The organism is Glycocaulis sp. (genome assembly GCF_052168375.1).
In the GTDB taxonomy this organism is placed as follows: Bacteria; Pseudomonadota; Alphaproteobacteria; order Caulobacterales; family Maricaulaceae; genus Glycocaulis.
In genome coordinates this window covers 1-7,868 of sequence record NZ_JBQLZR010000156.1, presented here as the reverse complement: position 1 = coordinate 7,868, position 7,868 = coordinate 1, and the positions used below count along the sequence as shown (strand labels likewise).

Below are 7,868 nucleotides of genomic sequence, written 5' to 3'. Positions count from 1 at the left end.
GGATGATACCGCCCGTGAAGATCTCGGCAGCGCCGAGCTATGGGTTCGAGACGGACGCATTGTCCGTCTGCGCGGTGCCATGGATTCCAGCTCGCAGCGCGCCTGGCACCGTGAAAGGGAAAGCTGAACCTGCCAGGAGCCAGCGATTGCCCGGTCTTAGTGGTAGCGGCGGATAAGACCGACCAGACGGCCCTGAACCTTCACCCGGTCAGGACCGAAAATCCGTGTTTCATACGCAGGGTTGGCCGCTTCAAGAGCGATGGAGCCGCCCTTGCGGCGCAGGCGTTTCAGGGTCGCTTCCTCATTATCGACCAGAGCAACGACGATCTCTCCGTTATTGGCGGTATCGCCGCGCCGGATGATCACATAGTCGCCATCAAGAATGCCTGCCTCGATCATGGAATCACCTTCCACCTCAAGGGCGAAATGCTCTCCGCCAGACACCATTTGAGAGGGAACGCCAAAGCGGTCGGTCTCGTGCTGGATCGCCTCAATCGGCACACCGGCAGCGATCTTGCCGAGCAGCGGCACATCGACGGAATCGGTTTCAACTTCGCGCCGGGCAAAATTGCCACTGACGACATTATCGGACGTGCTTGCCCGGGGTGCGGAGGCTTCGGGCAGCTTCAGGACTTCCAGGGCACGGGCCCTGTGCGCAAGGCGGCGGATGAACCCGCGTTCCTCCAGCGCGCTGACCAGCCGGTGCACACCCGACTTCGATGCCAGATCGAGCGCTTCCTTCATCTCGTCGAATGAGGGCGAAACGCCGTCTTCCGACAGGCGTTTGTGGATGAAAAGCAGCAATTCGTGTTGTTTGCGGGTCAGCATGAGGGGGTCTGAACTCCAGCTGGTCGTAAGAAGAAAACCGTAAAAGGCCACGGTTTGTTCTATGCCTGTTCCGTTTTTGGGTCAAGCCTCATTGTGCAAGGGGCTGGATATTCATCAGTGCTCTTACCGCTTGCGAGACATTCTCCTGCCGCATCAGGCTTTCGCCGACAAGCAGGCCTTTCGCTCCTGCCGCCATCACGCGGCGAGCATCGTCTGGCGTGAATATCCCGCTTTCTGCAACGAGAAAGCGGTCGTCCGGAACACGTGCCGAAAGGGCTTCGAATGTTGCCAGAGAAACGTCAAAGGTTCGGAGATTTCGGTTATTTATGCCAAGAAGCGGAGAGGGTAGTTTAAGTGCTTGCTCCAGTTCAGCAGAATCATGGATTTCAATCAGTGCGTCCATGTTCCAGTGATGGGCTTCGGCCACCAGTTCGGATGCCAGAACATCATCGACAGCGGCCATGATGACGAGAATGCAATCGGCACCAAGCGCGCGTGCTTCTGCAACCTGCCAGGGATCATAGAGGAAATCCTTGCGCAACACGGGCAACGATACCGCCGCGCGTGCCGCCACGAGGTGCGAATCTGCGCCCTGAAAGCTTTCTGAGTCGGTCAGAATGGAGAGGCAGGCCGCGCCGCCATCCTCATAAGCCTTTGCCAGCGCCGGAGGGTCGAAATCGGCCCGGATCAGCCCGCGTGACGGACTGGCCTTCTTGATTTCCGCAATCAGGGCGAGGCCATCGCTCCGCTGACGGTGCTGAAGCGCCTTGAGGAAGCCGCGCACAGGCGCACTCTCTTTCGCGCGGGCGCTGATCGCCTCATAGCCGGTTTCCGCCTTGCGTCGGGCGGTATCGGCGCGCTTGTAGACGCCGATGCGCTCCAGCGTGTCACTCATCTCTCACCTGTGTCCTTCAAGAGTTTGTTGCGGCAACCAGGCTTGCCAGTGTGGTTTTGGCCCGTCCGTCGTCGATGGCATGCGCGCCGAGACGGACACCCTCCTTGAGGTCGTTTGCAAGGCCTGTGAGTATCAAGGCCGCGCCCGCATTCATCAGCACGATATCGCGATAGGCACCCGGCTCACCGTCCAGAAGCCGGTGAAGCGCCGCTGCATTCTCTGCCGGCTCACCGCCTTTGAGAGCATCCAGACCGACGCGCTGCAGGCCTGCCTCTTCCGGCGACAGGGTGAAAGTGCGCACGCTTCCATCGGCTTCCAGCGCCGCCACATGGGTCTCGCCTGTGGTGGTGATCTCATCGAGCCCGTCAGAGCCATGGACGATCCAGGCTCGTTCTGCGCCGAGGTCCCGCAAGGCTTCCGCCATTGGCACGAGCCAGCGGCGGTCGAAAACACCCAGCAATTGCCGGCGGGTGCCTGCCGGATTGGAGAGCGGGCCCAGAAGATTAAAAACCGTCCGCACGCCAAGCGTCTTGCGGGCTGGCGCGACATGGCGCACTGCGCCGTGATGGGCCTGGGCGAAGAGAAAGGCGACACGCGCCTCGTCCAGCGCGCGCGCGGTTTGCTCCGGCGTGGCCATCAGGTTCACGCCAACGGATTCCAGCACTTCTGCAGAACCTGATTTCGATGAGGCTGCCTTGTTGCCGTGCTTGGCAACCACTGCGCCAGCCGCCGCAGCCACGATGGCGGCAGCCGTGGAGATATTCCACGTTCCCCGCGCATCGCCGCCGGTACCGCAGGTATCGATCGCAGTGTCAGGCGCTGTCACCATCCGCATGCGGGCCCGCATGGCCCGGGCGCCGGTCGCCAGAACGGCCGGATTCTCGCCAATCGCCGCCAGGCCAATCAGGAAGCCGCCGACTTCCGCAAGATCCGCCTCGCCGTCCATCAGCGCGCCAAAGGCCGCTTCCAGCGCAGGCGTTTCGGGCAGCTGTCCCGAAGCCAGCGCAGTAATGGCCGGACGCATGGCACTCATGCCGCCTTGTCCTTACGGCCGGGGATGAGGTTCAGGAAGTTTCGAAGCAAGGCGTGGCCATGCTGGGAAGCAATGGATTCCGGGTGGAATTGCACGCCATGCACAGGGCGGCTCTTGTGTCGAACGCCCATGATTTCGCCATCGGCGGTGCGGGCATTGACGATCAGATCGCTGTTTTCGGGAAGGTTCACGGCCAGTGAATGATAGCGCGTGGCTTCGAAGGGTGAGGGCAGTCCGGCAAACACGCCGGTGCCGTCATGGTCTATCGGGCTGGTCTTGCCGTGCATGATCTCACGCGCCTGGACAACCTTTCCGCCATAGACCTGGCCCATCGCCTGATGACCGAGACAGACGCCCAGAATTGGAAGATCGGCCGGCGCGCGCCCAAGCAATTCGAGGCATATGCCCGCCCGGTCGGGATCGCATGGCCCTGGCGACAGAACGACAGCATCGGCGCCCAGCGCCAGCGCGGCCTCAGCACTCATCGCATCATTGCGGATCACCCGCGTCTGCGCACCAAGTTCCTCGAAATAATGCACGAGGTTGAAGGTGAAGCTGTCGTAATTGTCGATGATAAGCAGCATGCCCGAGGACGTCCGTATTGCAGCGCGGCATGGCAATCTAGCGGCGCATGAGGGACCCGCCAATGATGCCGACTCAGCTTAGGCATGATTTTCATGTCCGCGCCCTCCACAAGTTTCATCCAGTTGGCCAGTGCAGCCGCCGCAGCGATGCTGTTGCTGGCGGGACTGGCCATTCAGGCTGGTAACCGGCCGGCGCCGGCGGCCGGGCTGATCACGCAGACGTTGGACTCTGCCGTTGCCGCGCCTGTGCAGCAGGTGGAGGCGCCTCTGGCGACCGAGGTAACGCCCCCGCAAACCCCGGCCGTCCAGGCTACCCCAAGGCCCATGCTCGCGGTCATCATGGATGATGTGGGGCCTGACAGGGCCCTGGCGCAAGCAGTGCTCGATATCGGCTTCCCGCTGACGGTTTCCGTCCTGCCATTTGCCGATGCGGCGCCCGAAATTGCCCGCGCGGCGGGCGATGCCGGCCATGATGTGTTCGTCCACCTGCCAATGGAGCCTGTAGGGCTGGATGATCCGGGACCCAATGCTCTACTACGCAGCCATTCCCGCGCCGACATTGCAGCACGCCTGTCCTGGGCTTTGGCCCGGGTGCCGGGCGCAGTCGGCCTGAATAATCACATGGGCAGTGCCATGACGGCAGACCGCGCCGCCATGGAGCGCGTTGCATCGGTCATCGGTGAGTCTTCGCTGATTTTTGTGGATTCTCTCACGCATCCGGGTTCGGTAGCGGCCTCCGCAGTGGCGCAGTCCGGTACAATCAGCTTCCGCCGTGACGTCTTCCTTGATCACGACCGGTCAGTGCAGGCGATTGACCGGGCCATCGATGAAGCCCTGCGCCGTGCTGTGGAGACCGGCTCGGCGATAGCCATCGCGCATCCTCATGCTGTAACGCTGGCGGCGCTCGCAACCCTGCCCGAAAGGGCCAAGGCTATGGGCGTTGAACTTGTAGGAATGCGTGATCTGGCTGCCCGGCAGGCGTCCGGACGATCGAGCTAGGAGAATCGCCAGGCCTCTGCGGCGGCCCGGAACAGGGCCTTGGCCTTGTTCACCGTCTCGATGCGCTCGGCTTCCGGATCGGAATCAAGCACGACCCCGGCACCGGCCTGAACGTGCATCATGCCGTCTTTCAGGACCGCCGTGCGAAGGGCAATACAGGTATCCATTCCGCCACCGGCACCGAAATAGCCGACCGCGCCTGCATAGATTCCACGCCGGTGCGGCTCCAGCTCTTCAATGATCTCCATTGCGCGGACCTTGGGCGCGCCGGAGACCGTGCCGGCCGGAAAGCCTGCAAAGAGAGCCGACACCGCGTCCTCGCCCTCTTTCAGCTCACCTTCGACATTGGAGACGATGTGCATGACATGGCTGTAGCGCTCAACGATCTCGCGCTCTGTCACGCGCACGCTGCCCTGTTTCGCGACGCGCCCCACATCATTACGTCCAAGATCCAGCAGCATCAGGTGCTCTGAACGCTCCTTTGGGTCAGCCAGCAATTCGGCCTCGTTGGCATTGTCCTCTTCCGGCGTGGCGCCGCGCGGCCGTGTGCCTGCAATGGGCCGGACCGTGACCGTATTGTCGCGCAGGCGTACCAGGATTTCAGGGCTGGAACCGGCAATCGAAAAGCCGTCGAAATCAAAGAAGAACAGGAAGGGCGAGGGGTTGGTCCGACGCAAGGAGCGGTAGAGCGCGAAAGGTGGAGCGGTGAACGGAGCCGAGAAGCGCTGGCTTGTCACGATCTGGAAGGCATCACCCGCGCGGATATACTCGCGCGACCGGTTCACGTTTGCGTGGAAGGCCGCCGGCTCCATATTGCTGGCCGGTTCGTCCATCGCCGAGGGTTCCTGTACGGCACGATGCACGGGCGCAGCAGAATCAAGGCGGTCAAACACAGCCTCGATCCGCCTCGCAGCGGCCTCAACGGCCTCGCGGGCGGTGACGCCGTTGGAGAGCCGGGCAGGCGCTGCCGCCAGAATCTCCTGACGTACAGCATCGAATACGACTACCACGCGCGGACGCATCAGGAATGCATCGGGCGTACCCAGCGGATCGGAAGGCGCGCTGGCGGGAAGTCTCTCGATCTCCCGGATCATGTCATAGCCGAGATATCCAAAGAGGCCTGCGGCAATCGGCGCGAGCGACGCAGGTACATCCAGGGCAGATTCCGCCAGCAGCCGCTTCAAGGAGGGCAGGGGTGCGCCATCCTCCTCAAGGCGTTCGGGCGTCGCCTCGAAATCGTCCGCACGGGCGATACGGGCAACGCCGTCCCGGCATTGCCAGATGAGATCCGGATCAAGGGCAATGGCCGAATAGCGCCCCCGATAGGTCCCGCCTTCTACACTTTCCAGCAGGCAGGAATGGCGCGCGGTACCCGATAGTTTCAGATAGGCTGAAACCGGGTTTTCGAGGTCGTCCACACGCTGCGAGGTGAGAAGGACACGGCCCTCGGCCTCACAGCGCGCAATGGCCGCGTCAATGTCCAGATCGCCAAGGCTCATGATGTGGCCTATTCGACTTCCGTGCGGCCCAGGGCTGCATCACGAAGCTGGGCGTTGATCCGCACCGGATAGGCATCCAGAAGGGCACGCTCCAGTGCTGCAACCACATCTTCCTCATAGCCTTGCGCAAGGGTTTGCGTGGCTTCTGCACCAAGGTCGCCGGAGCCTGCATTGATGGCGGTCACCACAGCAACGGCGCGCGTACGCTGGTCGCCGGCACGCGATTCAAATGGTGTGTCGGTCTGGGCAGTAAACGCGGCCCCCACGAGCGCTTGTGTGAACGGACCAGCCGTCTGGGTGCGGCCAATCGTGGTTTCCTCGACGCGCGTGCCGGGAATGCTGGCTGCGATAGCATCGAGGCTTTCACCAGCCTGGGCGCGCTCAAGTGCCGCCGTGACGGTCTCCTGGAGACGGTCATCAATCTGGCGCAGGCGCCAGAAGGAAGAAGCCTGCTCGCGCACCTCGGAAAGCGGTGCCAGCGCGCTGGGGCGGATGGCATCGACACGCACGATGAAATAGCCGCCATCGCCGTACGGCGTGAACTCTGAGGTAAAGCCTTCTTCAGTGGTGCGGGCCGCTTCAAGGATGGCTTCCTCGCGGATAATGCTCATCAGCGGTGAGCCAGATGCCGCTTCGAACGCATCCGGTGTCATGAAGTCGAATTGCTCCAGCGGAATGCCGGCGGCGTCAGCCGCCTCTTCAAGCGTCGCACCGCGTCCACGCTGGTCCTCGAACTCGGCGAGCGCGTCCAGAACACGATATTCGGCAGCATCACCAGCAAGCTCGGTACGAAGCTCCTCGGCGACGTCTTCGAATGCGGGCACCTCCGGATCGCTGGCCGTTTCGACATAGACGGCCCGCCAGCCAAGACGGCCCTGAACCGCGCGCGCTTCACCTTGAGCCATTTCGAAGGCGGCTTGCGCGATCACCTGATCGGGAACGGCGAAGACTTCCACATTCTCCAGCCGTACAGGCTCACCAAGCCCGGTAGCGCCAGAAATTCCTGCTGGTGCTTCACCGGCATTCAGACGGTCCACAACAGCCTGCGCGGTGGCTTCATCCGGCGTCACCCATTGCAGGAAGGTGCGAACGGCCGGATCGGCCAGTTCGCCGGTTTCCGCGCGCATATCATAAAGTTCACGCAGTTCTGCCTCATCAACCTCGACGTCAGGCGAGACCAGTTGCGGGTCAAGGCGCACCAGCGAAATGCGGCGCTGTTCCGGCAAGGTGAAGAAGTTTGCGTTCTCTTGGATGAAGGCCTGGAGCGTCTCGTCGTCCGGCGCGCCCGGCTCGCCGGCCAGTTCTGGCGGGACCAGCAGGGCCCGGATCGTGCGCGTTTCGCCCTGAAAGCGGGCGCGCAGCTGGTCGAAGAGGGCAGGCGGGGTTGCGCCCGAAAGGGCCGCATCGATGAATTGCTGGCGTTGCAGGTCACTGCGCAACTGGTCTTCGAACGTATTGGCCGTCCAGCCCTCCTGGCGCAGCCATTCATTATAGGCCGCCGGATCGAAGCGATTGTTGAACACGCTCTGGAAGGCCGGCGCATCCTGAATCAACTCGGCAACCTGCTCGTCCGTCGCGGCGATGCCCAGTTCGCGCGACTGTGCCGTGATCGCTGCCTGCGCCACCAGCATGTTCATGATGCCGTCGCCAAGGCCTGCCGCGTCGGCTTCCTGTTGCGTCACGCGCGGGTTCTCGATCTGGATGCGGCGCATCTCGCGCTGCATCGTGCGGCTGACCGTCTGCACGGTGACGCGCTCTGAACCCACCGTCGCGACGGCGTTACCGGTGCCGGTGAAAATGTCGTTGATGCCGAACAGCGCGAACGCGGCCACCACCGGAACGATGATGATCAGAACGGCGAGGGGAGAGCGGGCGAGATTTCGAATGACAGAGAGCATGGAGCGTCAATTACACCGGTGAAGAGGACTGCGACAGGCCGGGGCCTGCCAAGGCGGCGGACCCTAGCCGTGGCAGGTGCGCCGGGCAAGGCTGCTGGCCTGTCCGGAACCGCTTGGTGTTTGCCGTTGGCG

General features: G+C 62.8%; 7 protein-coding genes. 1 reads left to right on the top strand and 6 read right to left on the bottom strand.

Going from position 1 to position 7,868, the window contains the following annotated elements; translation table 11 throughout:
- Window positions 1-156: 156 nt before the first annotated feature.
- The 4 genes from lexA to ACTS2Z_RS06220 all read right to left on the bottom strand — a co-directional run bounded on the left by lexA (window position 157) and on the right by ACTS2Z_RS06220 (window position 3,340).
- Window positions 157-828: a transcriptional repressor LexA gene (gene lexA, locus ACTS2Z_RS06235; RefSeq protein ID WP_442572357.1), complete on the bottom strand. Its 672-nt coding sequence runs from the start codon at window positions 826-828 to the stop codon at window positions 157-159.
- Between the two features lie 88 nt (window positions 829-916).
- Window positions 917-1,723 carry an indole-3-glycerol phosphate synthase TrpC gene (gene trpC / locus ACTS2Z_RS06230; protein WP_442572356.1) on the bottom strand — a complete coding sequence of 269 codons (807 nt, stop codon included), beginning with the start codon at window positions 1,721-1,723 and terminating at the stop codon, window positions 917-919.
- Window positions 1,724-1,739: 16 nt separating this feature from the next.
- A complete protein-coding gene (gene trpD / locus ACTS2Z_RS06225; protein WP_442572355.1) occupies window positions 1,740-2,756 on the bottom strand; it encodes an anthranilate phosphoribosyltransferase in 1,017 nt (338 codons plus the stop codon).
- Window positions 2,753-3,340, bottom strand: coding sequence for an anthranilate synthase component II (locus tag ACTS2Z_RS06220; RefSeq protein ID WP_442572354.1), 588 nt, complete (start codon window positions 3,338-3,340; stop codon window positions 2,753-2,755). The genes trpD and ACTS2Z_RS06220 overlap by 4 nt, the downstream gene beginning before the upstream one ends.
- 93 nt (window positions 3,341-3,433) lie before the next feature.
- Between ACTS2Z_RS06220 and ACTS2Z_RS06215 the strand changes: the two genes are divergently transcribed.
- Complete coding sequence (locus ACTS2Z_RS06215; protein ID WP_442572353.1) at window positions 3,434-4,339, top strand: divergent polysaccharide deacetylase family protein; 906 nt, start codon at window positions 3,434-3,436, stop codon at window positions 4,337-4,339.
- Here ACTS2Z_RS06215 and trpE read toward each other — a convergent pair.
- The gene (gene trpE / locus ACTS2Z_RS06210; protein ID WP_442572352.1) at window positions 4,336-5,838 is read right to left on the bottom strand and encodes an anthranilate synthase component I; all 1,503 of its coding nucleotides are present in this window, start codon (window positions 5,836-5,838) and stop codon (window positions 4,336-4,338) included. The genes ACTS2Z_RS06215 and trpE overlap by 4 nt on opposite strands.
- A gap of 8 nt (window positions 5,839-5,846) precedes the next feature.
- Complete coding sequence (locus ACTS2Z_RS06205; protein WP_442572351.1) at window positions 5,847-7,736, bottom strand: SurA N-terminal domain-containing protein; 1,890 nt, start codon at window positions 7,734-7,736, stop codon at window positions 5,847-5,849.
- Window positions 7,737-7,868 lie beyond the last annotated feature (132 nt).